This is a genomic window from Microbispora siamensis (assembly GCF_016863095.1).
Taxonomy (GTDB): domain Bacteria; phylum Actinomycetota; class Actinomycetes; order Streptosporangiales; family Streptosporangiaceae; genus Microbispora; species Microbispora siamensis.
In genome coordinates, this window is record NZ_BOOF01000009.1 from 17,356 (window position 1) to 40,082 (window position 22,727).

A 22,727-nucleotide genomic window follows, 5' to 3' on the forward strand; every position below is an offset into this window, starting at 1 on the left:
CGTGATGTTCTCCAGTGTCCTGATCGCCAACCGGGGCGAGATCGCCGTCCGGATCATCCGTACGCTGCGCGCGATGGGGATCCGCGCGGTCGCCGTGCACAGCGACGCCGACCGCGACGCCCGCCACGTACGCGAGGCCGACCTCGCCGTACGGCTCCCGCGCGGTTACCTCGACATCGACGCGATCGTCGAGGCCGCCCGGGCGAGCGGCGCCGAGGCGATCCACCCCGGGTACGGCTTCCTCTCCGAGAACGCCGAGTTCGCCCAGCGCTGCGCGGCCGACGGCCTGGTGTTCGTCGGCCCGCCGGCCGGGGCCATCGAGGCCATGGGCGACAAGATCCGGGCCAAGGAGACGGTCGCCCGCGCGGGTGTGCCGGTCGTGCCCGGCGGCGCGGAACCGCACGACGACCTGGCCGAGGTCGCCGAGCGCATCGGCTTCCCCGTGCTGATCAAGCCGTCCGCCGGCGGGGGCGGCAAGGGCATGCTGCGGGTCGAGTCCGCCGACGCCCTGGCCGCGGCCGTCGAGTCGGCCCGCCGTACGGCGACGGCCGCCTTCGGGGACGGCACCCTGCTGATCGAGCGGTTCGTGGACCGGCCCCGGCACATCGAGATCCAGATCATGGCCGACGGCCACGGGAACGTCGTCCACCTCGGCGAGCGTGAGTGCAGCCTGCAGCGGCGCCACCAGAAGATCGTCGAGGAGGCGCCCTCGCCGCTGCTCGACGACGAGACGCGGGCCCGCATGGGGGCGGCGGCGGTGCAGGCCGCCCGGTCGGTCGGTTATGTCGGCGCCGGGACGGTCGAGTTCATCGTCCCCGGCTCCCATCCCGGCGACTTCTTCTTCATGGAGATGAACACGCGGCTGCAGGTCGAGCATCCGGTCACCGAGATGGTCACGGGCCTCGACCTGGTCGAACTGCAACTGCGGATCGCGGCGGGGGAGCTGCTGCCGTTCGGGCAGGACGAGGTGCGCCTGCGCGGCCACGCCGTCGAGGCCCGCGTCTACGCCGAGGATCCGGCCCGCGACTTCTTGCCGACCGGCGGCCGGATCCTCGCACTGCGCGAGCCCGCGGGCGAGGGCGTGCGGTTCGACTCCGGGCTGACCGGAGGGATGGCCGTGGGCAGCGACTACGACCCCATGCTGGCCAAGGCGGTGGCCTGGGCCCCCGACCGGGCGGGCGCGCTCGCGGCCCTCGACCGGGCGCTGGCCTCGACCGTGATCCTCGGGGTCACCACGAACATCGGGTTCCTGCGCGCGCTGCTGGCCGACCCCGAGGTCGCGGCCGGGCGGCTCGACACCGGGCTGGTGGAGCGGCGGCTCGGCGACCTGGTGACCGGCGGGGTGCCGGACGAGGTGCTGGCGGCGGCCGCGCTCGTCTTCCACGCGGGGTTCCACACCGGGTTCCACGTCTCCGGGCGTACGACGGACGACCCGTGGGACGTCGCGGACGGCTGGCGCGTCGGGGAGCCCGCTTGGACCGTGCACCGGCTCGGCGTGCCCGTACGGGTCCGGGGCGCCGCCGATGACGCGGAGATCGAAGTTAACGATCGTTCACTCGGCCGTGCGCGGCTGGAGTGGAGCGGCACCGACGAGGCGGCGGTCACCCTCGGCGGCGTCACCCGGCGGTACGCGGTGGCCCGGAACCGCGACACGGTGTGGCTCGCCGAGGGTGGTCGCGCATGGCCCGTCACCCGGCACGATCCCGGCGACCCGAAGGACCGGCAGGGCGGGGCGCTCGCCGGCGACGGGGTCGTACGCAGCCCGATGCCGGGAACGGTGCTGCTCGTGAAGGCGGCGGAGGGCGACCGGGTCACCGCGGGGCAGCCGCTGGTCGTGGTGGAGGCGATGAAGATGGAACACACCCTGACGGCGCCGGCCGACGGCGTGCTCGCCGAGCTGCGGGCCCGGCCGGGGCAGACGGTGGAGCTGGACGCGGTCCTGGCGAGGGTGACGCCGTGCGAGTGACGATCTACGAGGTCGGCCCGCGCGACGGCCTGCAGAACGAGTCGGCCGTCGTGCCCGTCGAGGTCAAGCGTGAGTTCATCGGGCGGCTGGCCGAGGCCGGGCTGACGACCATCGAGGCGACGAGCTTCGTCCACCCCAAGTGGGTGCCGCAGCTCGCCGACGCCGGGGAACTGCTGGAGAGCCTGCCCCGGGTGCCCGGAGTCCGCTACCCGGTGCTCGTCCCCAACGAGCGGGGCCTCGACCGCGCGCTGGAGCAGGGAGTGACCGACATCGCGATCTTCGGCAGCGCCACCGAGTCGTTCGCCCAGCGCAACCTGAACCGGACCGTCGAGTCGCAGTTCGAGATGTTCGCCCCCGTCGTCGAACGGGCCCTCGCCCACGGCATGCGGGTCAGGGCGTACGTGTCGATGTGCTTCGCCGACCCATGGGAAGGACCGGTCGCGCCCGAGCAGGTCGCCCGGGTCGGGCGCAGGCTGCTCGACCTCGGCTGCTACGAGCTGTCGCTCGGCGACACGATCGGCGTCGGCACGCCCCGGCACGTCGAGGCGCTGCTCGACGCCTTCGCCGAGGCCGGCGTCGGGCCCGACCGGCTGGCCGTCCACTTCCACGACACGTACGGACAGGCCCTCGCCAACACGCTCACCGCGATCAAGCGGGGGATCACGGTCGTGGACTCCTCCGCCGGCGGCATCGGCGGCTGCCCGTACGCCAAGAGCGCCACCGGCAACCTCGCGACCGAGGACCTGGTCTGGATGCTCGACGGTCTCGGCGTCGAGACCGGGGTGGACGTCAGGTCGCTGGCCGCCACCAGCCTCTGGCTCGCCGAAATCCTGGGCCGGCCGAGCCCCTCCCGCGTCGTCCAGGCTCTCGCCAAGGAGATCTAGATGCTCAACGACGAGCACGTCGAACTGCGCAAGTCGGTCGAGGAGTTCGCCCGCGAGGTGGTGGCCCCCGTCATCGGGGACTACTACGAGCGGTGCGAGTTCCCGTACGACATCGTCCGCAAGATGGGCGCGATGGGCCTGTTCGGCCTGCCCGTCCCTGAGGAGTACGGCGGCATGGGCGGCGACTACTTCGCGCTGTGCCTGGCCCTGGAGGAGCTGGCCAGGGTCGACTCCTCGGTGGCGATCACCCTGGAGGCGGCGGTCTCGCTGGGCGAGATGCCGATCCTGCGGTTCGGCACGGACGCCCAGAAGCAGCGGTGGCTGCCGAAGATGGCGGCGGGGGAGGTCCTCGGGGCGTTCGGGCTGACCGAGCCCGGCGGCGGGTCGGACGTGCCGGGTGGCATGCGCACCACGGCCGTCCTCGACGGCGGCGAATGGGTGATCAACGGCTCGAAGGCGTTCATCACCAACTCGGGCACCGACATCACCGGCGTCGTCGCGGTGGCGGCGATCACCGGCCGAAGGGAGGACGGCAGGCCGGAGATCTCCACGATCCTCGTGCCGTCGGGCACGCCGGGCTTCACGGTGTCGAAGAAGTACTCCAAGGTCGGCTGGTCGGCCTCCGACACCCGGGAGCTGTCGTTCGCGGACTGCCGCGTCCCGGAGGAGAACCTGCTGGGCGAGCGCGGCCGGGGCTACGCGCAGTTCCTCCAGACGCTGGACGAGGGCCGGGTGGCCATCGCCGCGCTGTCGGTGGGCCTCGCCCAGGGCTGCGTGGACGAGTCGCTGCGGTACGTGCGGGAGCGCCGGGCCTTCGGTCAGGAGATCGGCCGCTACCAGGCCATGCAGTTCAAGATCGCCGACATGGAGGCCAGGGTGCACACGGCCCGGCTGGCCTACTACCACGCCGCCGAGCGGATGCTGGCCGGTCTGCCGTTCAAGAAGGAGGCGGCGATCGCCAAGCTCGTGTCGTCCAACGCCGCGATGGACAACGCCCGCGACGCCACCCAGATCTTCGGCGGCTACGGCTTCATGAACGAGTTCCCCGTCGGCCGCTTCTACCGGGACGCGAAGATCCTGGAGATCGGCGAGGGCACCAGCGAGGTGCAGCGCATGCTCATCGCCCGCGAACTCGGCCTGCCCGCCTGAGCCGGTTCCGTCTGGCCCGGATCGCTCGCCCTCGGCCGTGTGCCCGTTGTAAACTGACTTCGATTCCTCCCCGTCGTCCCAAGGGACTGGCGGGGATTTTTTCTGTGCGGTGTAGCGAAACCTGGTATCAGAGAGTATTGACCCCCGCACGCCTCGTACTTTCCTGGACTACCAGAACGTTCATGGCTCGGCCTTGCGTGCCTTGGCCTCGTGGCACACACCCGGCAGAAGGCCACGTCGATCCTCACCGCCTCGGCACCCTCATCGCGAGCCTACGCACCGCGAACGGCTATCCAACTCAACTGCAGCAGGTCCGGGTCTATCGGGGCAGGCCCAGTCCAGATCGGCAACCGGCAGCCACCGCCGCCAACGACCGCCAGACATCCGCCTGGCTGCGTTCTCCTCTGGTCACCGTAATACGGCGGCCGTTGCGCTATCCCCCCAGGTGGCCTCGAGAGCCCGCAGTCGAGAAGGGCATCGACGTTGCGTTCGGCTGGCGCGGGTCCGGAGACTGACCTTCCCCTCGGTGCGGGCGCCGCCGACGTCGTCCGCTGCGCGTCGCTACCCGATCCCCGTGCCGCCTAAGCCGGTCGAAGGGCCGATCCACGGCGGTTGACGGAACGTCGCCTCCGCATAGGGCGTGGGGCTGATGATCCGGTGTGCGCCGCCTTGGACCTGGAAGATGAGGTGCGCCTGACCGAGCGAGGGGTCGGCGATCTCGTCGGGGAAGGCCACGCTGGTCTGCCCGCCTCGGTCGAGGTCGTAGACCCCGTTGACGCCGCGGTAGACGAGTGCGCGCAGGTCGCGGGCGACGGCGTCGAAGTCTTGGGGGCGCCCGCACGATGCCCAGGCCAGGGCCAGCAGGTTGATCTGGTCGTAGGCCGCGCTCGCCACGGCCCTGCCCGGCGCGGCGCCGTACTTCCTGGTGAAGCGGTCGACGAAGGCGCGACCCCGGCTGTCGCCGTAGAGGCCGGTGACGGTCGCCCACACGACGCCTTCCGCCGCTTGCCCGGCCAGCCGCAGGAACTGCGGTACGGCCGGCGTGTAGACCATGTAGACCAGCGTCGGCGACGGCTCGCGCACGAACTCCCGTTGGAACGCGGCCGCCTCCTCTGCCAGGTGATGCGTGATCATCACCGCGCCCGGCGTGTGGGTGCGGATGGCGCGCAGCGCCTCGTTCCAGTCGTCGTACGGCGGGGTGAGCCTGACGACGAAGTCGATGGTCAGCCCCGCCTGTTCGATCAGCCGCGAAGTCTCCTCGTTGAACGCCTGCGTGTCCGGCATCGTGGTCTCGACGAAGCCGACACTCCGCCGACGCGGTCTGAGCTCGTGCAGGAAACGGGCGAAGCCCTTGCCGTAGTTGCCGCGAGTGGGGCCGGTCTGGAAGATCCGGCCGAACCTGTCCGGCTCCTGCCGCACCCACGCGGCCTGCAGATCGCTGGTGGCGATGTTGAGGTAGGGCGCGCCATAGTCGGCCACGATCTCGTACGAGGCCCGCTCGTCGGTCAGCAGATAGCCGCCGACGATGGCCGACACCTCCCTGGCCGCGAGCTCCGCCAGGCCCGCCGAGACCGACTCGGCGTCGAGCGCGTCCACAGCGGTGACATAGGTGCGCACAAGCCTGCCCGCCACGCCGCCGCGCGCGTTGAGTTCCTCAACGGCCAGCTCGGCTCCGCGGCGCATCTGCTCGCCGTCGTCCCCCGAGGCGCCCAGCAGCGGCAGCAACAGCCCGACTTCGTGCGGCGCGACCGCGACCGGCCGGCGTGGCACCACCCCGAAGGTCGCGAACGCGGGCAGGGGCCCCGCGGTGTGCATCAGCTTGTCCACGGCGCCCACCGCGAGGGCGGCCAGTTCCGGACAGCGGCCGGGGAGCGGCAGCCGGAGAAGGCCGTGGTCGACCGCGAAGGCGGCGGCGCCGCTGCGGGTCGCCTGGCCGAGCTTGGCCAGCACACTCTCCACCTGCTTGGAAACCGTGCGCGGACTGGTGCCCAGATAATGCGCCACGTCGGTGTTGGTGAGCCCTCCGGCCAGGAGGGTCAGCACGTCGAGCTCGCGCGGGGTGAGCCCGTACGGCGGCGGCACCTCGACCGCGGACACCACCACGTCGTCCGTCTCGCGCGCGACCGTCATCGAGACGTGCGTCCAGCGCTCGTCCCGCTCGACCTCCAGGAAGGTGAGGGCGTCGCGTCCCGCCCGCAACAGCGCGATCGCCGCCCTTATCAGCATCGGCCTGCCGGAGAGGTCGACCCCGATGTCGTCCAGCCGCATCACCGTGCCGTCGGCGGAGACGCGTGCCATCCCCGGCAGGGAGGACACATCCACGGGCGTCTCCTCGTACTTCAGGCGGTGCGGTCCCGGCAAGGGTTGTCCATAGGGTAATCGACGTATTGCCGCAGATAGTAGGCCATGTGACCGTTTCTCCAATCGACAGAGAGGACTGCGATGAGACTCGGCGTGGAGTGCGGCGGAACCTTCACCGACCTGGTGTTGCTCGATGACGTCGGACGGCTTGTCGCCACTGGGAAGGTGTTCTCCACCCCGGCCGACCCGTCCCTCGCCGTACTGGAGGCCATCTCCCGTCTGGAGACGGTCGACCTGTCCGGTACGCCGCTCCTGCATGGTTCCACGGTCGCCACGAACGCCGTCCTCGAGCGGAAGGGACCGAAGCTCGGCCTCATCGTCACCCAGGGCTTCCGCGACGTCCTTGAGCTGCAACGGCACGACCGCGACGTGATGTACGACCTGCATTACCGCAAGCCGCGGCCACTCGTGCGGCGCGAGCTGGTGCGCGAGGTGCCGGAGCGGCTCGACGCGAACGGCAAGCCGCTGGTCGCGCTCGACGAACAGGCCGTCCGTGAAGCGGTGTCCGAGCTGGCCGGGCTCGGCGTCACCTCGATCGCCGTGTGCTTCCTGCACAGTTACCGCAACCCCGCCCACGAGCAGCGGGTCCGTGAGCTCGCCGCCGAGGTCGCGCCCGCCCTCGACGTCTCGCTGTCCAGCGAGGTCGTGGCGGAGTTCCGCGAGTACGAGCGGGCCAGCAGCACCACCATCGACGCCTTCGTCAAGCCGACGGTGGACGGCTACCTGAGCCGCCTGGAGCGTTCCCTCGCCGGGCGTGGCATGGGCGCGGTGTCGATGATGCAGTCGAACGGCGGTGTGGTGCCCGCCGCCTACGTACGGCGGCGGCCGATCCACGTGCTGCTGTCGGGCCCGGCCGCCGGGGTTGCCGGCGCCGTCGCGGTCGCCGCCGCGGCGGGCATCGGCGACATCGTCACCATGGACATGGGCGGAACCAGCACCGACGTCTGCCTGGTGACGGGAGGCCGGCCCCAGATCACCAACGAGTCCATGATCGACAGGATTCCGGTCAAGCTCTCCATGGTGGACATCGCCACCGTGGGTGCGGGCGGCGGCAGCATCGTCCAGCTCGATCCGGGCGGCATGCTCCAGGTCGGCCCGCGGAGCGCCGGCGCCGATCCGGGTCCCGCGTGCTACGGCCGAGGGGGAACGGTCCCGACCGTGACGGACGCGAACGTCACCCGCGGACTGATCCGTCCGGGTCATTTCCTCGGCGGCAGGCACGCGCTCGACCGGCCGGCCGCCGTGCAGGCGCTCGACGTGCTCGCCGGTCCGCTGGGACGTACACCCGCCCAGCTCGCCGAGGACGTCTTCCGCATCGCGAACGTCGCGATGGCGGGAGCGATCAGGCTGGTCTCCACCGAGCGCGGTCACGACCCCCGCGATCACACGCTCGTCGCCTATGGCGGCGCCGGCCCGCTGCACGCCGCCGCGGTCGCCGGCGAGCTGGGCATAAGGACCGTGCTGGTCCCGCCGCACGCCGGCCTCATGTCCGCGTACGGCCTGCTCAGCTCCGACTTCCAGCGCCGCTTCGCGGTCACCCGGGTGGCGGACCTGCACGAGCTGGCGCCGGGCGAGCTCGACGACGTCTTCGCCGAGTTGCTCGCCGACGCCCGCGCCGAGATCGCCGCCCAGGACATGAACCCGGACGACATGCTCGTCGAACACGAGCTGGATCTGCGTTACCGGGGCCAGGGCTTCGAGCTGACGGTCCCGGTGCCGAGGGGAGCGGGGCCGGCCGAGGCCGCCGGGCTGTTCCACGATGCCCACACCCTCAGGTATGGCCATGCCACTCGGGGCAAGCCGGTTCAGGTCGTCACCTACCGGCTCACCCTCCGGCTGCCCCGGCGCGACACGGCGTTGCCCGCCGTACAGGTGGAAGGCTCTGCGCGCCGCGAGGACCTGCCCGTCGTGATCGACGGGAGGGAACAGACCTGCGCGTTCCTGTGGAGGGCGGGGTTGCCGCCCGGCTTCGCGATCAACGGACCCGCGGTGATCGAGGAGGACTCCGCCACCACCTATGTGCCGCCCGGCTGGACAGCCGCCGTGGACGACGCCACCAACCTGCTGCTGACGCGAGGAGCCTGACATGACGGTCGATCCGGTCACCCTGAACATCGTCGGCACCGCGCTGGCGGCGATCCCCCGGGAGATGGCGGCGAACCTGCGGCGTGCCGCGTTCTCCTCGGTCGTGCGGGAGGCACGGGACTACGCGGTGGCGCTCGTCGATCCACACGGCAACGTGGTCAGCCAGGCCGAGGCCATCCCCATCATGACCGCCGGCATCTCGCACGCGATCGCCGCCGTGCTGGCCGGCAATGACCCGCGCACTCTCACGGCCGACGACGCGATCCTTTACAACGATCCCTTCAACGGCGGTCAGCACCTGCAGGACATCTATCTGTTCACACCCGTCTTCCATGAGGACCTGCTCGTCGGGTTCGCGGCCAGTGTCGCGCACCACGTGGACATCGGGGGCGGCGAGCCGGGACTGACCATCAACGCCAAGGAGGTCTTCCAGGAGGGGCTGCGCCTGCCCGGCCGGCCGTTCTCGGTCTCCCGTGACTGGCACGGCGGCTTCGTCGAGCAGCTGTTCCGGCTCAACGTCCGGGTTCCCGACCTCGTGGTGGGCGATCTGAACGCGCAGTTCGCGGCCAACAGCGTCGCCGCGGAACGGCTGCGTGAGCTGGTCTCCAGATATGGGGCCGAGCTCACCTTCGCGGTGATGGAGGAACTGCAGAACTACGCCGAGCGGCGGCTGCGTGACTCCATCTCCGAGATCCCGGACGGCGACTACTCCGCCGAAGAGATCATCGACGCGTCGTCCTGGGGAGGCGATCGGCACCACGTCAGGGTCTCCGTCCGCGTGCGGGGCTCCGACATCGAGGTCGACTTCACCGGCACCGACCCTCAGGTCGGCGCCAACCTCAACTGCCCGTTCGCCTCGACGGTCTCCTCCGTGCAGAGTGCGATCCGCGGCCTGCTCAGGGACAAGGACATCCCGTTCAACGAGGGCTGCAACCGGCCCATCACGGTGAAGGCCCCTTACGGCTCGATCCTCAACCCGGCCGCGCCGGCCGCCGTCCGGGCCAGGCTCACCCCGGCCAGCCGTGCGTTCGACGCGGTGATCCGGGCGCTCGCCGACGCGCTGCCCGACCGTGTCGTGGCCACGGGCTACGACACGACCAGCGCCGCGGCGCTCAGCTACCTCGACCCCGACAGCCACGAATACCAGGTGGTCCTGGAGGTGCTCGGCGGCGGCTGGGGCGCGGGTCCCGGACAGGACGGCGCGGACGGGCTCGACAATCCGATCTCCAACTGCGCCAGCGCCCCCGTCGAGGCGCTGGAGATCGACTACTCGCACTTCAGGGTGACGGAGTTCGCCCTCATCCCCGGCTCGGGAGGAGACGGCCGCAACCGCGGCGGCCTCGGCTTCGTGCGCACCTACGAGGCGACCAGGGACGGCGTCACCTTCTCCGCCTATTCCGACCGGCACCGCTACGGCGCCCGCGGCCTCTTCGGCGGCGGCGACGGCGCCACCGGCGGGCTCGAGGTGACCAGGTCCGACGGGACCATCCAGCGGCTGTCCCACATCGACGCGGTCAAGCTCGCCGCCGGTGAACGGATCAGCCTGCGCACCGGCGGAGGCGGAGGCTACGGCCCGCCCGCCGAGAGGCCGGTGGCAGACCGCGAGGCCGACCTGAGGGACGGCTTGATCGTGAAGGAGACCCCCCAATGACGAAACCGCAGATGCGCCGTGTGGCACTCGCGTCCGCGCTCGGCACGAGCATCGAATGGTACGACTTCTTCATCTACACGACCGCGTCCGCGCTGGTCTTCAACAAGCTGTTCTTCCCCACGCTGTCTCCGATCGCGGGCGTGCTGTCGGCATTCGCCACGTATGCCGTCGGCTACGTCGCCAGGCCACTCGGCGCCATCGTGTTCGGTCACTTCGGGGACCGGATCGGGCGTAAGAAGTCGCTTGTCTGGACGCTGCTCATGATGGGCACCGCGACCTTCCTGGTCGGCTGCGTGCCCACATACAGCGGCATCGGCGCGCTCGCACCTCTGCTGCTCGTCGTCCTGCGCTTCGTTCAGGGCCTGGCGGTCGGTGGTGAGTGGGGCGGCGCGGCGCTCATCTCCGTCGAGCACGCGCCTGCGCGGCGGCGCTCGTTCTTCGGTGCGTTCGCGCAGATCGGCTCGCCGGTCGGGCTGCTCCTCGCCACCGTCATGTTCACGGTGCTCAACGGCCTGCTGACCGCCGAGCAGTTCGAGAGCTGGGGCTGGCGTCTCCCGTTCCTCGTCTCCATCGTGCTGGTCGTGGTGGGCTTCGTGGTGCGTCTGAGGATCGAGGAGACCCCCGACTTCCAGAAGTCCAAGCGATCGGACGCGCTGCCCATCGTCGAGTGCCTGCGCACCTCATGGCGGCAGATCGTGGTGGGCCTGGGCATCTTCGCGGGCGGCTTCGTCGCCTACTACCTGCTCACCACGTTCATGCTCGCCTACACCACGACTCAGCTGGGCCTGCCCAAATCCACCGCACTGGCCGGGCAGATCGTGGCAGCGGTGGTCGAGGCGGCGCTCATGTTCGTCTTCGCCGCCATGGGCGACAAGCACGGCAAGGCCAAGGTGATCGGCTGGGGCGCCGTGGCGGGGCTCCTCTGGGCGGTGCCGCCGTTTTGGCTATTCGGGACCGGCAGCGCCTTCTGGCTCTGCGTGGGCGTCGGCGTCGGGCTCATCGGCGTGACCGCCACCTACTCGGTGGGCGCGGCGTACGTGGCCCAGTTGTTCGCGCCGCGCGTCCGCTACACCGGCATGTCGCTGTCCTACCAGCTCGCCGGGGCCATCGGCGGAGGCGTCGTGCCGCTGTTCTCCACCGCGTCGCTGGAGTGGACCGGCGGCCACTACTGGCCGGTCGCCCTGACAACCGTGCTGTTCTACGCGTTCACGCTGGTCTGCCTGCGCATCGGGCGCGTCCGCGAGGGCGTGGCCGTGCCCGCTCCTGCCGTGGGGGTGGCGCGGTGACCGTCAACGGAGGCGTGTCGTTCTGGTATCGCGAGATCGGCCTGCCCAGTCGTCGCCGGCCGCTCGACCGGTCCCTCGACGTCGACGTGTGCATCGTCGGCGGCGGCTACACCGGCCTGTGGACCGCGTACTACCTGAAGAAAGGCGATCCGGCCCTCCGGATCGCGGTCCTCGAGCGCAGCTTCGCCGGCTACGGCGCCTCCGGTCGCAACGGCGGCTGGATCACGGCGGCCCTCGCCGGGTCACGGCGGCGCTTCGCCGCCACGCACGGCCGGCAGGCCGTTCTCGACCTTCAGCGGGAGATGAACGGCAGCGTCGACGAGATCGTCGCGGTGGCCGCCGCCGAGGGGATCGAGGCCGACATCGTGAAGAACGGCATGCTGCGCGTGGCGCACGCGCCCGCCCAGCTGCCCAGGCTGCGTCGGCAGGTCGTCACCGCCCAGGAGTGGGACGACGACGTGGTGCTGCTCGACGCGGAGGAGACGGTCGCCAGGATCGGCGTCGCCGGTGCGCTCGGCGCGTCCTACACCCCGCACTGCGCCCGGGTCCAGCCGGCCAAGCTGGTCCAAGGGCTGGCACGGGCCGTGGAGGGGCTGGGCGTCGAGATCTACGAGTCCACCCCGGCGACCGGAATCGCCCCCCACATGGCCGAGACGCCGTACGGGACCGTCAAGGCCCGGTTCGTGATCAGGGCGACCGAGGGATTCACCGCCGGACTGCCGGGTGAGCGGCGCACCTGGCTGCCGATGAACTCCTCGCTGATCGTCACAGAACCGCTCGGGGAGCGGTTCTGGGCGCGGATCGGCTGGACGGGCAGGGAACTGCTCGGCGACGTGTCCCATGCGTACATCTACGCGCAGCGGACCGCGGACGACAGGATCGCGATCGGCGGGCGGGGCTGGCCCTACAGATTCGGATCGAGGACGGACAACGACGGCCGCACCCGGGCGGCGACCGTACGGCAGTTGCGGGACGCGCTCGTCAGGCTGTTCCCGTCCACCGCCGACGCCGAGATCGCGCATGCCTGGTCCGGCGTGCTCGGCGTGCCCCGTGACTGGTGCTCCACCGTCGGGCTGGACCGGCGCACGGGACTCGGCTGGGCGGGAGGCTATGTGGGACACGGTGTGGCCACGGCGAATCTCGCCGGCCGCACGCTCCGCGACCTCGTTCTGGGCGCCGACACGACGCTGACCAGGCTGCCCTGGGTGGGCAGGAAGGTCAGGAAGTGGGAGCCCGAGCCGTTGCGCTGGCTGGGCGTGCAAGGGATGTACATGGCCTACCGCGAGGCCGATCGTCAGGAAGTGGTCGCCGGACGGGTGACCTCCTCGCCCCTCGCCAGAATCGCCGACAAGGTCGCCCGCCGCGACTGATGGTCACGACCGGTGCCGTGCACCGCGCCTGCGGCGCGCGGCGGGGGACCCCACGGGCGGATGCGGATCTCTACGGCATGGTCCGGGGCGGGAGGACGGTGAGGTACAGCGGGGCGTGGCCGTCGTAGCCGAGCCCGTGCTGGTTCCACGGGACGTCGGCGGGCCGGGGCTGGACGTTGCCCGCCTTGTCGCGGGCCCGTGACATCACGCGGTATCGCCCCGGCCGCGCACCTTGCCACGGCACCTCGAACCGCACCCAGATCAGCGGCTCGGGCGGGGTGAGGAGCGTCGCCCCGCGCCAGGGCATCTCCGGCATCCAGCGCCCGGGGGCGATCAGCCGCTCGATCGCGACGTCGACGCGGTCGATCGTCCCGGCGCCGGACCAGGCCCGGCCGTGCAGCGTGTGGTCGCCCGGCGGGAGCGTGACGCCGTCGTCGAGTTCGAGGGCGCTGCGGACCCGGCCGACGGTCGGCCGGACGGGGGTGGGGTAGGACGGGCCGATGAGCACCTGGTTGCGCTGCGGGCCCTGCGGAGGCAGGCGCCGTACGGACGCCTCGATCGTGCCGAGCCACTTCACCGCCGTGTTGGCGCCCCACCCGGACATGAGGGCGCGCAGCGGGTAGCCGTGGTCGGCGGGCAGGTCGGCCCCGTTCATGTGGTGCACCAGCAGGCTGTCGTCCCGCAGGGCCTTGCCGGCGGGGACGACCTCCGAGTAGTGCACGGTCCCCTCCGGGGTGGCGATCTCGTCCAGGCCGGTGAACCGCACGTCCACGGCGTGGCCGAGTCCGGCCGCCGCGAGCACGTCCCTGACCCGTACGCCGGTCCACTCGGCGGCGCCGACCGCGCCGAAGTGCCATTGGGTGTAACCGGTGGGTAGCCATCGGCCGTCGCCCGACGGCGGGAGCTCGGGGAAGAAGGCCGAGCAGTTCGCGCCGCAGTCGAGGGTGCGGCGCAGGGTGACCTGAGGCAGCGCGAGCAGGTCCGCGTACGAGAACGACCTGGGACGCGAGACCGCGTCGCCGGTGATCTCCAGTCGCCACGACGAACGGTCGATGTGCGGCGGGCGGGCCCGGTTGTGGATGTAGAACCGGTCGTTGGGGATCAGATCCCCATATCCGCCGACCGGACCCCACTTCATCTCCTCCGAGCCGTTACCCCGGTGGGAGAAGTAGCGAGACGGGGTCTCCTGCACGACGAAGTCCTGCCGGGTGGTTCCGGGGGCGGCCCGCCGCGGTGGCGCCTGCCCTACGGCGGCGAGGGCCAGCGGTCCCGCGGCCGAGTAGGCGAGGAACCGGCGGCGGGAGCATCCCGTCTCTCCGCTCCCGGTGCGGTCGTGTCGACGACGATCTTCCATGGCCCTCACCTCGACGTATACCTGCCCATTTCGGGGCAGGTGCCTCGGTCAGGCGATGGTGTAGCGGAGTTCCGGGCGGCCGGGGCCGCCGTACTGCGGGACCCGGCGCGCGACGCCGGTGTCGACGAGGTGTTCCAGGTAGCGCCGGGCCGTCACCCGGGACACTCCCACGGCCGTGCCCACGGCCTGGGCCGACAGGCCGCCGGCGACGTCCCGCAGCGCGCCCGCCACCGCCTCCAGGGTGTCGGCCGTCATCCCCTTGGGCAGGTGGGGGCGGGCGGTCCCGCGCAGGGTGGACAGCGCCCGGTCCACCTCGCCCTGGCCGCTGACCTCGCCCGGCCCGCTGATCGACGAGCGGAACGCCGCGTATCGTTCGAGCTTCTCCTGCAGCAGGGCGAAGGTGAACGGCTTGAGCAGATACTGCACCACCCCGGCGGAGACGGCCGACCTGACCACCGACAGGTCCCGCGCGGAGGTGACGGCGATGACGTCACAGGGGAGGCCCGCGGCCCGCATGGCCCGGCAGACGTCCAGCCCGTGCATGTCCGGCAGGTAGAGGTCGAGAAGCACGAGATCCACCGGTTCGCGGCGCAGCGCGCGGACGGCCTCGCCGCCGGACCGGGCCACGCCGGCGACCCGGAAGCCCGGCACCCGCTCGACGTACAGGCGGTTCGCCTCGGCCGTGAGCTCCTCGTCCTCCACGATCAGGACCGAGATCACGGCCGCACCTCCTCGCGCGCCGGGTCGCGTGTCACGCCGTCGTGGGCCGGCCGGGGCGGCAGCGGGAGCCGTACGGTGAAGACCGCACCCTGGCCACCGGCGCCCTGGCCACCGGCACCCTGAGCACCGGTGCCCACCTCGATGCCGCCGCCCAGGCGCCGGGCCGCCTGCCCCGCCATCGCGAGGCCGAGCCCCCGGCCGTCGCCCTTGGTGGACCAGCCGCGCCGGAACGCGTCCCGTACGACGCCGGGGTCGAGCCCGGGACCGCTGTCGGCGACCCGGATCAGGAACGTGCCGTCCTCGGCGCGCAGGTGGACGCGGACCCGGGCGGGCGGCGTGCCCTGGACGGCGGCGTCGATCGCGTTGTCGATCAGGTTGCCGACGATGGTCACGAGGTCGCGGGCGTCGAGGGCGACGTCGTCGAGCTCGCTGTCGGGACTGATCACGAGGTCGACCCCGCGCTCGGCGGCCGCCGCGCTCTTGCCGAGCAGCAGCGCCGCGAGGACGGGTTCGCGGACCGCGCCCACGACGCGGTCGGTGAGCCGCTGGGCCGCCCGCAGCTCCGCGGTGGCGAACTCCACCGCCTGGTCGGCTCGGCCCAGCTCCACCAGCGCGACGACCGTGTGCAGCCGGTTCGCGGCCTCGTGGGCGGCCGAGCGGAGCGACTCGGCGAAGCCGCGTTCGGCGTCGAGCTGCCCGGTGAGGGCCTGCAGCTCGGTGTGGTCGCGGAGCGTGACCACCGTGCCGAGCGAGCGCGCGCCGGAACGGACCACGGCGGCGCTCGCCACCAGCACGCGCTCCCCGGTCAGGTGGATCTCGTCGGACCGGCTCTCCCCGGAACCGAGCATCGCGGCCAGCGAGGGAGACAGGCCCAGGTCGCCCACATGCCGTCCCTCCGCGTCGCCGGGCAGGCCGAGCAGCGCGCGGGCGCCGTCGTTGGCGAGGGTCAGCCGGCCGTCCCGGTCGACGAGCAGCAGCCCCTCGCGCACCGCGTGCAGGATCGCGTTGTGGTACTCGTACATGCGGCTCAGCTCCGCCGGGCCCAGCCCGTGCGTCTGGCGGCGCAGGCGGGCGCCCACCAGGTAGGCGCCCGCGATGCCCGCCGCCAGGCCGAGCAGGCCGGTGAGGAGGGCCGCGCCGATCTGCTCGCGCACCTCGGCACTGATCTTCGCCACCGTGATGCCGGCGCTGACCAGTGCCCGCACCCGGCCGGTGGCGTCCCGCACGGGGGTGACGGCCCGTACGGACGGCCCCAGGGTGCCGGTGTAGGTCTCGGTGAACGTGCGCCCGGCCAGCGCGGGCGCCGTGGTGCCGAGGAAGCGCCCGCCGATCTGCCGGGGGTTGGGATGGGTGTACCTGCGGCCGTCCCTGCTCATGATCGTGATGAAGTCGAGCCCGGCCTCCGCGCGCACCCGCTCCGCGTACGGCTGGAGCACGGCCGAGGGATCGGGGTCGTCCAGCGCGTCGAGCACGGTGGGCGCGTCGGCCACGCTGATCGCCACCGCCCTGGTCGTCCTCGCGGCCTCGTCGCCGAGAAGCTCGCGCGTACGCAGGAAGCCGAGCAGGGTGGCGCCGGCCACTGTGATCCCGACCACCAGGATCTGCAGCACGAGCACCTGCCGGGCCAGGCTCCAGCGTCCGAGCCTGGCGGTCATCGTCGTCACGGCCTCAGCGTCCTCGCTCACGTGCGGGTCTGCGCGGATTCACCGGCGGGCGCCGGTGAAAACCGCCGTGAACGAAATGTACGCAATAGTGACCCAGGTCACTACCGCGGCGCATAGTCACCGACCAGATCGCATCTTCGCCCGCGCCGCCGCGGGCCGCACGAGCACGAGGAGGGTCGTGTGACGACCACGATGAACCGGGCGCCCCGGGACCGAACCCATTACCTGTACCTGGCGGTGATCGCCGCGGTCCTCCTCGGCATCGCCGTCGGGCTGGCGGCACCGGACGCCGGGGTCGCGCTCAAGCCGCTGGGCACGGCCTTCGTCGCCCTGATCAAGATGATGATCAGCCCGATCATCTTCTGCACGATCGTGCTCGGCGTCGGATCGGTTGCCCAGGCCGCCAAGGTCGGCAAGGTGGGCGGGCTGGCCATCGGCTACTTCCTGGTCATGTCCACGGTGGCGCTGGCCATCGGCCTGCTCGTGGGCAACGTCCTGCACCCCGGCGAGGGGCTCCAGCTGACCGACGAGCTGCGCAAGGCCGCCGAGGAGCAGGCGGCCAAGGGCGGCGAGAGCGACACGACGTCGTTCCTGCTCGGCATCATCCCGGCGACCTTCGTCTCGGCGTTCACCGAGGGCCAGGTGCTGCAGACCCTGCTGGTCGCGCTGCTGACCGGCTTCGCGCTGCAGGCGATGGGGGAGCGTGCGGCGCCCATCCTGCGGGGGATCGGCCACCTGCAGCGGCTCGTCTTCCGCGTCCTGGCGATGATCATGTGGGCGGCCCCGGTCGGCGCGTTCGGCGCCATGGCCGCCGTGGTCGGCGCGGGCGGTTTCGACGCGCTGCGCAGCCTGGCCGTGCTGATGGGCGGGTTCTATCTGACGTGCCTGCTGTTCGTGGGGGTCGTGCTCGGCGCGGTGCTGTGGCTCGGCGCACGGATCAACCTGCTGTCCCTGCTGCGCTACCTCGGCCGGGAGTTCCTGCTCATCCTGTCCACGTCCTCCTCCGAGTCGGCGCTGCCGCGCCTGATCGCCAAGATGGAGCACCTGGGGGTGAGCCGCACCGTCGCCGGCATCACGGTCCCGACCGGCTACTCGTTCAACCTCGACGGCACCGCCATCTACCTGACCATGGCGACGCTGTTCGTGGCCCGTGCGACCGGCTTCCCGCTCTCGGCCGGGGAGCAGATCGGCCTGCTGGTCTTCATGATCATCGCGTCCAAGGGGGCGGCGGGCGTCACCGGCGCGGGCCTCGCCACGCTGGCGGCGGGCCTGCAGTCGCACCGGCCGGCCCTCGTGGACGGCGTCGGCCTGATCGTGGGCATCGACCGGTTCATGTCGGAGGCCCGGGCGCTGACCAACTTCGCGGGGAACGCGGTCGCCACCGTCCTGATCGGCACGTGGGTGGGCGACTTCGACCGCTCGCGGGCGGAGGAGGTGCTGGCCGGCCGGGCCCCCTTCGACGAGGCGACGTTCGTGGACGACGAGGCCGCCGCCCCGGCCCCCGAGGCGGGACGCGCCCCCGCCCCGGCGGTTCACCCGTAACCGGATCAGCGGGCGGGCGGCACGAACTCCGGCTGGTCCAGCACCCGCAGCCAGCTTCCGTCGGGCTGGCGCCGTACGACCTGGGCCCGGGCGCCTGCGCCGTCCTTCGGCGGGGTCGAGGTCAGCGCGATGTCGCCGCTTACCAGGGTCGGCAGCGGCTCCTCGGGCTCGAAACGGGGGCGGTTCGCCAGCACCTTCTCCCAGAGGGCGCGGATCGCCTCCCGGCCGACCGTCACGCCGCCCGGCGGGTAGGCCAGCACGGCGTTCTCCTCGTACAGGGCCGCCACACCCTCGGCGTCCCCGGCGTTGGACCGCTCGACGAACAGGCGGGTGATGTCCTCCGGCCGCATGGCCTTCTCGTACTCCGGCATTGGTTCCTCCCGATCTCTCGTACGGCCTCCAGCCTGCCGAGCCGCGTGCCAGAAGTCCAACAGATGGATCGGATGGGAACTAGAATCAGCGGTTATGGAACTGCGCCAGCTGGAGTATTTCGTCGCGGTCGCCGAGGAGCGCAACTTCACCCGGGCCGCCGAGCGGGTGCACATCAGCCAGTCGGGCGTCAGCGCCCAGATCCGGCAGCTCGAACGCGAACTCGGCGCCGAGCTGTTCGACCGGTCCGCGCGGAGCGTCACGCTGACCGTCGCGGGGAAGGCCGCGCTCGACCACGCCCGCGCCGCGCTCGCCGCGGCCGGGGCGCTGGGACAGGCGGTGGGCGAGGTGACCGGCCTCATCCGGGGCCGGCTCACGGTCGGGATGGTCGTCGGCTGCACCGTCACGCCGCTGTTCGACGCCCTCGCCGCGTTCCACCGGGCCCACCCGGGGGTCGAGATCTCCCTGCTGGAGGACGGCTCCGACCGGCTCGTCGAAGGGGTGCGCTCCGGCGCCCTCGACCTGGCCCTCGCCGGGCTCGCCGCCGCCCCGGACGGCCTGGAGACGCTGACCGTCATCAGCGAGCGGCTCGTCGCCGCCGTCCCCCCGGACCACCCCCTCGCGGGCCGGGACGGGGTCACCCTGCGCGACCTCGGCTCGCACCCGATCGTCTGCATGCCGTACGGCACCGGCCTGCGCACGGTGTTCGACCGGGCCTGCGCGGCCCGGGGCCTCCAGCCGGTGATCGCGCTGCAGGCCGGGGCGGCCGACGCCGTCGCCGGCCTCGCGGCCCGCGGACTCGGCGTCGCCGTACTCAGCGAGTCGATGGCCGCGGCCCACCGCGACCGGCTCACCGCGCTCACCATCGAGGACGTCGAGACGCCCGCGCTGCTCGCGCTGGTGTGGCGCGGCGGGCAGGGCCCCGCCGTACGCGAGTTCGTGCGGCACGCCCGGCGGTCCTTCGCGGTCACCGCCGTCTGAGGGGCCGTCCCGCCTGCGCCGGTCTCGCGGGGTGGGTTTGGATTGGACGTATGTGCCCAGGTACTCCTAGAGTCCCTTTCATGACGTCTGGTGATCTCCAGCTCCGGAGGGCCGAGAAGACCGACGCGGACGAGATCTTCGCACTCGCCCGCGAGTTCGCGCTGACGTTCCGGCCCGAGCGTGCGCCGTTCGACGCGGCGCTGCCGCAACTCCTGGAGAACGAGGACGCATTCCTCATCGTCGCCACGGTCGAGGGGACCGTACGCGGCTATTTGCTGGGCTTCACCCACCTCACGCTGTTCGCCAACGGCAGGGTCGCGTGGGTGGAGGAGGCGATGATCGAGAGCGGCTACCGCCGCCACGGCATCGGGCGGCGGCTGCTGGAGGAGTTCGAGACGTGGGCCCGCTCACGGCAGGCCGGATACGTCGCGCTGGCCACCCGGCGGGCCGCCGAGTTCTACGGCGCCCTCGGCTACGAGGTGTCGGCCACCTACTACCGCAAGATGCTCCGACCGAAGATGTGAGCCCGGTATCCGGGCCCGTGAGATCGGGAAACTCCTGATCGCCGTGAGGTCGGCAGCGATCGAGTCTATGATTCCCGGATGTCTCCAAGATCCGTTCTGCCACTTCTGGTGCTTCTCGGTCTCCTCGTCGGCTGTGGCGCGGTCGGCCGCAAGAGCAGCACGGACGACGTCGTCTCTTCGGAGCCGTCCGCCTCGGCGCTGGAGTCGATCCAGGGACGCTGGTGGACGTGGGCGTCCTCCGAGACCGAGAGCACCAACCCCGTCGCGGACGACACCGGAGAGTTCTGTGATCGCAACCAGCCGGAGGACGTCTGGTTCCTCGCCGGGACCTTCGGCGGCACCGTACGGCGGACGTGCGCGCTTCCCGCGGGGAGGCCGCTGGTGTTCCCGCTGGTGAATCTGGTCGGCGACCAGGCGGACTGCGAGGACTTCATGGCCACGGCGAAAGGCAGCGCGGTCCTCGACGGCCGGCCGGTCACACCGGAACGGATGGAAGAGGACGACGTCGCCGTGACCGGTGTTGCGGACAATCCTCTGACCGGTGTGGAGGGAACGGAGACGTTCTACGCGTGCGGGCTCTGGGCACGTCTTCGACCGCTGCGGCCGGGACGCCACACGCTGACCATCCACGGGTCCTCCGGAGGCTTCCGCGTCGGCGCCGACTACACGCTCATCGTCGCAACGGGGCAGCAAGCCTGACCTGGCCTGCCGGAAGCGACCCCGCGCGTCGCACCGTACACGCGGGGCCGGGGACGGTCAGACGGCCGAGGTGAGCTGAGCGTCCAGGCGGTAGCCGTCCACGGTCACGTAGACCGAGTCGCCGGGCCGCGCGTTCAGCCGCATCAGGACCGGCTGGAGCGAGTCGAACACCGGCTGCCGGTCGCGCCACACAAGCACGACGGCGTTGTCTCCCGGGCCGGTGACCGACAGCAGCGTCCCCGGGCGCATGCCGAGCTGGGCGGCGTACCCCTCGGGGACCGCCACCGGCTCGCCGCGCAGGTGGCCGCTGGTGACGTCGATCCGCTGCCAGCGGCGCGGGTCGGAGGCCGGGCTGGAGGTCGGGCGGGGGTTCGGCACCAGATGCGGCCGGGGCACGCCCCCCGCCAGGTTCCCGTTCAGATTGCCGTTCGGGTTCCCGTTCAGGTTGCCGTTCGTGAGCGCGTTGAGCGCGGCGAGCGCGGTGGCGGCGTCGGGCCCGTTGTTGGCCTGCGACGGGATCGGGACTCCGCCGCGGCCGTGGTGGTGCCCGTTCGCGCCGGGCGTACGGCGGGGCAGCGGCGCGGGCTTCGCCGTCTGGTCGGGGCCGTGCCGGGTGGGCAGGGGGGCGGGCTCGGACGGGGAACCCGCCTGCGGCATCGAGTCCAGCCACGCCTTGGCGGAGTGGGCGCGGATGCCGAGTTGGCCGAGCAGCTCCACGACGTCGGCGTCCGCGGGCTTGCTCGCCAGCAGCTGGCGGGTCTTGTCCCGCAGCCCCGCCAGGTCGCCGACCACGAGCCAGCCGTCCTGCAGCCGACGGTCGGGCATCAGCGTGACCAGCACCCGCCACAGCGGCGTGCCGAGGGCTGGGACCTCGATGGGGTGGGACGGGTCCGCCGCGATGAGCTGCTCCTGGGTGGCCGCGGCGCCCAGCCACTCGGTGAGCCCGAACAGATGGCCGGTGAGCGGCGCGGAGTCGGGGGAGCGCAGCCACAGCAGCACCCGCTCCTCGGCCGCGCGCTGGGCCTGGGAGAGCAGCTCGCGGTCCACGTTCAGGTTGTGCGCCAGCGTGCGCAGGCTCACCGGCTCGGCGGCGAACAGCCGCTCGGCCGCGACGGCCCTGGCGAGCGGGTCCCAGCCGCGGAACAGGCCTTCGACGACCGCGACCATCGGGTGCGCGCTGAGGTCGGCCGGCTGCCGCTCCCGCGCCGCCTCGGCCGCGGGCTGCTGGACGGGGGCGGCCGCGGGCTGCGGGATCGAGGCCCCCGGCTGCCGGGCGAAGGGCTGCGTGGCGGGCTTGGGCGGCTCCGCGACCGGCGCCTGCGACGCGGGCGACGGGGCCGGCGACGGGGCGCTCTGCCCGGGCCGTACGGGTGCCTGCCCCTGCTGAGCGGGCGTCCGGGTGGGCGTCTCGGCGGCCTGTCCGGGCGCCGGCGCGGCGGGCCGGGCGAACGGCTGCGAGGTGGTCCCCGGGGCGGCGACCTGCGGGAAGGGCTGGGAGGAGGTCCCGGCCTGGGGGAACGGCTGCGAGGTCGTCCCGGGTGCGGCCTGCGGGAGGGGCTCGGAGGCGGGACTGGCGGGCGCCTGTGCCTGTGCCTGGACCTGTGCCGGGGTCGCGGGCTTGCCTCCCGCGAGCGCCTGCTCGGGCCGACCGGACGCCAGCTCGCTCTCCAGGCGCCCGAACACCTCCCGGAACACCGTGGTCAGGAGGACCTCGGGCGAGGCGGGGGCGGCCGGGGCCTGGAGATCGCACGGCGTCAGGCGGCGCAGCCGATACCACCCGCCGAGGTGGTTGACCACCGTGCGTACGGGATCGGGCCAGCCGGGCATGGCCGGATCCACGGTGTGCACCTGGAGCGCCGGGAGCAGGTCGATGAGGGGCAGGTGATCCCAGCGGCCGACGGCGAGGCGGGCGAGCCGCTCGCAGAGCCAGTCAACGCCGGTCGCCCGCATCGCGCGGCCGATCCCGACGGAGGCCCACCAGCCGCCGGGCAGGCGCGGGTCGGCCAGCATCTCGGCCACCTGCTGAGGACGGCTCCAGCGCAGGGCCGGGACCAGGTCGCTCAGGCAGATCGTTGACTCGGCGTCCATCGGTATGACCGCACCCTCCCGAGAGTGACGCATG

17 protein-coding genes are annotated in these 22,727 nt (G+C 72.2%); 11 read left to right on the top strand and 6 right to left on the bottom strand.

Annotated elements, in window-relative coordinates; all coding sequences use genetic code 11:
- Positions 1 to 4 precede the first annotated feature (4 nt).
- From Msi02_RS10050 to Msi02_RS10060, 3 genes are read left to right on the top strand one after another with little or no spacing between them, the layout of a single operon-like run.
- Positions 5 to 1,966, top strand: a complete 1,962-nt coding sequence (locus Msi02_RS10050; RefSeq protein WP_204048267.1) for an acetyl/propionyl/methylcrotonyl-CoA carboxylase subunit alpha — start codon at positions 5 to 7, stop codon at positions 1,964 to 1,966.
- Positions 1,957 to 2,850 carry a hydroxymethylglutaryl-CoA lyase gene (locus Msi02_RS10055; RefSeq protein ID WP_204048094.1) on the top strand — a complete coding sequence of 298 codons (894 nt, stop codon included), beginning with the start codon at positions 1,957 to 1,959 and terminating at the stop codon, positions 2,848 to 2,850. Before Msi02_RS10050 ends, Msi02_RS10055 begins: the two co-directional genes overlap by 10 nt.
- Entirely contained in the window at positions 2,851 to 3,999 is a 1,149-nt protein-coding gene (locus tag Msi02_RS10060) for an acyl-CoA dehydrogenase family protein (RefSeq protein WP_204048095.1), read from the top strand.
- Between the two features lie 561 nt (positions 4,000 to 4,560).
- Here the strand turns inward: Msi02_RS10060 and Msi02_RS10065 are convergent.
- Positions 4,561 to 6,321 carry an ABC transporter substrate-binding protein gene (locus Msi02_RS10065; protein WP_204048096.1) on the bottom strand — a complete coding sequence of 587 codons (1,761 nt, stop codon included), beginning with the start codon at positions 6,319 to 6,321 and terminating at the stop codon, positions 4,561 to 4,563.
- Positions 6,322 to 6,441: 120 nt separating this feature from the next.
- Here Msi02_RS10065 and Msi02_RS10070 point away from each other — a divergent pair, with 120 nt between their 5' ends.
- Genes Msi02_RS10070 through Msi02_RS10085 form a run of 4 tightly spaced genes read left to right on the top strand, consistent with a single transcriptional unit; the run spans position 6,442 to position 12,752 of the window.
- Positions 6,442 to 8,445, top strand: a complete 2,004-nt coding sequence (locus Msi02_RS10070; RefSeq protein ID WP_204048097.1) for a hydantoinase/oxoprolinase family protein — start codon at positions 6,442 to 6,444, stop codon at positions 8,443 to 8,445.
- A 1-nt stretch (position 8,446) separates the two neighbouring features.
- Complete coding sequence (locus Msi02_RS10075) at positions 8,447 to 10,096, top strand: hydantoinase B/oxoprolinase family protein (protein ID WP_204048098.1); 1,650 nt, start codon at positions 8,447 to 8,449, stop codon at positions 10,094 to 10,096.
- Positions 10,093 to 11,382 carry an MFS transporter gene (locus tag Msi02_RS10080; RefSeq protein WP_204048099.1) on the top strand — a complete coding sequence of 430 codons (1,290 nt, stop codon included), beginning with the start codon at positions 10,093 to 10,095 and terminating at the stop codon, positions 11,380 to 11,382. Before Msi02_RS10075 ends, Msi02_RS10080 begins: the two co-directional genes overlap by 4 nt.
- Positions 11,379 to 12,752 (top strand): NAD(P)/FAD-dependent oxidoreductase, encoded by a 1,374-nt coding sequence (locus tag Msi02_RS10085; RefSeq protein WP_204048100.1) that lies wholly within the window; start codon positions 11,379 to 11,381, stop codon positions 12,750 to 12,752. The genes Msi02_RS10080 and Msi02_RS10085 overlap by 4 nt, the downstream gene beginning before the upstream one ends.
- A 70-nt stretch (positions 12,753 to 12,822) precedes the next feature.
- Here the strand turns inward: Msi02_RS10085 and Msi02_RS10090 are convergent, their stop codons facing one another.
- Genes Msi02_RS10090 through Msi02_RS10100 form a run of 3 tightly spaced genes read right to left on the bottom strand, consistent with a single transcriptional unit; the run spans position 12,823 to position 16,481 of the window.
- Complete coding sequence (locus tag Msi02_RS10090; protein WP_204048101.1) at positions 12,823 to 14,106, bottom strand: molybdopterin-dependent oxidoreductase; 1,284 nt, start codon at positions 14,104 to 14,106, stop codon at positions 12,823 to 12,825.
- Between the two features lie 48 nt (positions 14,107 to 14,154).
- On the bottom strand, positions 14,155 to 14,826 hold the full coding sequence (locus Msi02_RS10095) for a response regulator (protein WP_204048102.1): 672 nt from the start codon (positions 14,824 to 14,826) through the stop codon (positions 14,155 to 14,157).
- Positions 14,823 to 16,481 (bottom strand): ATP-binding protein, encoded by a 1,659-nt coding sequence (locus Msi02_RS10100; RefSeq protein ID WP_204048268.1) that lies wholly within the window; start codon positions 16,479 to 16,481, stop codon positions 14,823 to 14,825. The genes Msi02_RS10095 and Msi02_RS10100 overlap by 4 nt, the downstream gene beginning before the upstream one ends.
- Before the next feature lie 189 nt (positions 16,482 to 16,670).
- Here Msi02_RS10100 and Msi02_RS10105 point away from each other — a divergent pair, with 189 nt between their 5' ends.
- Positions 16,671 to 18,032, top strand: coding sequence for a cation:dicarboxylate symporter family transporter (locus Msi02_RS10105; protein ID WP_239108267.1), 1,362 nt, complete (start codon positions 16,671 to 16,673; stop codon positions 18,030 to 18,032).
- 5 nt (positions 18,033 to 18,037) lie between these two features.
- Here the strand turns inward: Msi02_RS10105 and Msi02_RS10110 are convergent, their stop codons facing one another.
- Positions 18,038 to 18,403, bottom strand: coding sequence for a YybH family protein (locus Msi02_RS10110; RefSeq protein ID WP_079317934.1), 366 nt, complete (start codon positions 18,401 to 18,403; stop codon positions 18,038 to 18,040).
- 94 nt (positions 18,404 to 18,497) lie between these two features.
- Here Msi02_RS10110 and Msi02_RS10115 point away from each other — a divergent pair, with 94 nt between their 5' ends.
- The 3 genes from Msi02_RS10115 (at position 18,498) to Msi02_RS10125 (ending at position 20,605) form a co-directional block, all read left to right on the top strand.
- Positions 18,498 to 19,382, top strand: coding sequence for a LysR family transcriptional regulator (locus Msi02_RS10115; protein WP_204048103.1), 885 nt, complete (start codon positions 18,498 to 18,500; stop codon positions 19,380 to 19,382).
- A gap of 80 nt (positions 19,383 to 19,462) precedes the next feature.
- Complete coding sequence (locus Msi02_RS10120; protein WP_193203245.1) at positions 19,463 to 19,906, top strand: GNAT family N-acetyltransferase; 444 nt, start codon at positions 19,463 to 19,465, stop codon at positions 19,904 to 19,906.
- A gap of 78 nt (positions 19,907 to 19,984) precedes the next feature.
- On the top strand, positions 19,985 to 20,605 hold the full coding sequence (locus Msi02_RS10125; RefSeq protein WP_204048104.1) for a signal protein: 621 nt from the start codon (positions 19,985 to 19,987) through the stop codon (positions 20,603 to 20,605).
- 57 nt (positions 20,606 to 20,662) lie between these two features.
- Here Msi02_RS10125 and Msi02_RS10130 read toward each other — a convergent pair whose 3' ends face one another.
- On the bottom strand, positions 20,663 to 22,693 hold the full coding sequence (locus Msi02_RS10130; protein WP_204048105.1) for a hypothetical protein: 2,031 nt from the start codon (positions 22,691 to 22,693) through the stop codon (positions 20,663 to 20,665).
- Positions 22,694 to 22,727: the final 34 nt, after the last annotated feature.